4 protein-coding genes are annotated in these 1,809 nt (G+C 29.4%); all 4 read left to right on the forward strand.

Going from position 1 to position 1,809, the window contains the following annotated elements:
• Positions 1-369 (forward strand): colicin E3/pyocin S6 family cytotoxin (locus tag BBROOKSOX_RS10525; protein ID WP_257607864.1); only part of this gene is annotated, 369 nt, incomplete at its 5' end.
• Entirely contained in the window at positions 366-758 is a 393-nt protein-coding gene (locus BBROOKSOX_RS10530) for a DUF6980 family protein (RefSeq protein ID WP_139661720.1), read from the forward strand. The genes BBROOKSOX_RS10525 and BBROOKSOX_RS10530, both read left to right, overlap by 4 nt.
• A gap of 244 nt (positions 759-1,002) precedes the next feature.
• On the forward strand, positions 1,003-1,428 hold the full coding sequence (locus BBROOKSOX_RS10535; protein ID WP_139661721.1) for a hypothetical protein: 426 nt from the start codon (positions 1,003-1,005) through the stop codon (positions 1,426-1,428).
• 126 nt (positions 1,429-1,554) lie between these two features.
• Positions 1,555-1,809: hypothetical protein (locus BBROOKSOX_RS10540; protein ID WP_139661722.1), on the forward strand; the 255-nt coding region annotated here is incomplete at its 3' end.

Here is a 1,809-nt window from a genome sequence, read left to right on the forward strand (position 1 = left end):
GCAGGGGCAGAGATTGTTAATCAGGTTAGTGATAGTGCTCAAGATGATGATACGAGCGATATTCCTAAGATTGATGATGTTTCTGAGGTGGCTGGAACTGGTGCACCAATGCCTGATGGAGGTGGAGAGGATAGAAAGGAAAATCCTAATAAATCTGAAAGCCCTACTTGGAAAGACAAAAAAATGAAAAATGAAGGTAATGGAGTCAAATCAACAGGAAAAGGTAAGAAAAAGCGATTTTACGATTGGGATTACACCCATAATGACATAGAAGTATACGATAGAAATCGTAGGCATTTAGGAAGTATGAATCCAACAACTGGAAAAATGTACAAAGGACCTGTAAAAGGAAGGGTGTTGCCAAAATGATTAAACATTGTTGTAAAGAAATTGGTTTTTTTTTAGAAGAGGACAAGGTTAGAATATCATACAATAACATATTTAGAGAGTATGCTATTGAATTAAATTCTAATGCTATACAACTTATATATTATTGCCCATGGTGTGGTTCAAAATTACCTGAAAGTTTACATGATGAATACTTAAACAAACTTGAAAAATTAGGTTATGGAGATTTAGGGATATTTTTTGAATTACAAGAATTAATAGATATTGAGCCTAATAATGAGTGGTTAGTTGAACGAACAATAGACATGGATTTAGACAAGTCTTTCAGTCTAGCTAGTCTTCCAGATGAATTAACACCAAATATTTTGAAAAAATTTAAAACTGACAAATGGTGGAAAGAAAGAAAATAAAAGAGCATGGAATTCTAAAAATGCAAAAAGAGAAGGGACGTATAATAGTAAAGGAAAAAGGTTGCGAGATTGATATGTTTTTTAAAGAAAAAATACCCTTGTTTAAAAAAGTTGATAAAAAAAATACATAACATTTATCACTCATAATGACTTACTTAATGATAATTCGTTCGGAAAATATCCTAGTAGAACATTAGATGTTTTTCCTGAATTAATTCCAGAAAATGATGAAAGATTGTCTTTATTGGATGATAAATATTTTGTATTAAAAAACGAATATAAATATATAAATTTCATAAAAGACTGTTTTGTCTTAAATGATAATAAATGCATATTGAGTTTTTATGATAATAAAATTTTTGATTATGATTTTTTTATTGATAGCATAAAGAATGAGTTGAATAAAAAAGAATCATATTTATTATTACATCAGTTAGTTAATAATATTTTTATTAATGATCAATATTTAATGATAGAAGATATAGAGCTTATGGAAATGATGAGTGTATTATTTTTAAAATACAGTAATCTTTTTGCTTTTCATTTTATAAAATATCCTGCTGTTTTGGCTTGGGGATACGATCAATCTTTTCCTTTTATATGTAAAAATAGTGCAGATTTATCTATCTATAAAAATATAGCCAAAAATCAAAAATTATTTTTAAGGTAATAAAAAGGCAATAAAAAATGGGACGCTACCCTTTTTATCGTAAAAATATAACCCCACCCTCTCATTAAAAACAAAACCACTATTTTTAAAACAAAAAAAACCACTAAAACCCATTAAAATAATCAAATGCCAAACCCATTTGTAATATCAATTTTAACCTTAATCACAACCCTGGCAATAACTCCAACCATTGCTAATACAAACCTTAATACTCCAAACAAAACCACCACCATTGTTGGCTCAAACCTCCAAGCCAATGCAAATAACGCAGTCAACACAGACAACACAAATAACGGACAAATCAACATAAACAGTCAAAACCTTAACATCCTCTCTAGCCAAGATACCAACAACACCAAGTCTAACACCCAGCATAAAAAC

The organism is bacterium endosymbiont of Bathymodiolus sp. 5 South (genome assembly GCF_900128535.1).
GTDB lineage: Bacteria > Pseudomonadota > Gammaproteobacteria > PS1 > Pseudothioglobaceae > Thiodubiliella.

Bases quoted from the DNA above. Each gene is read 5' to 3' on its own strand.
- BBROOKSOX_RS10530 (WP_139661720.1), top strand. From the start codon at position 366: ATGATTAAACATTGTTGTAAAGAAATTGGTTTTTTTTTAGAAGAGGAC.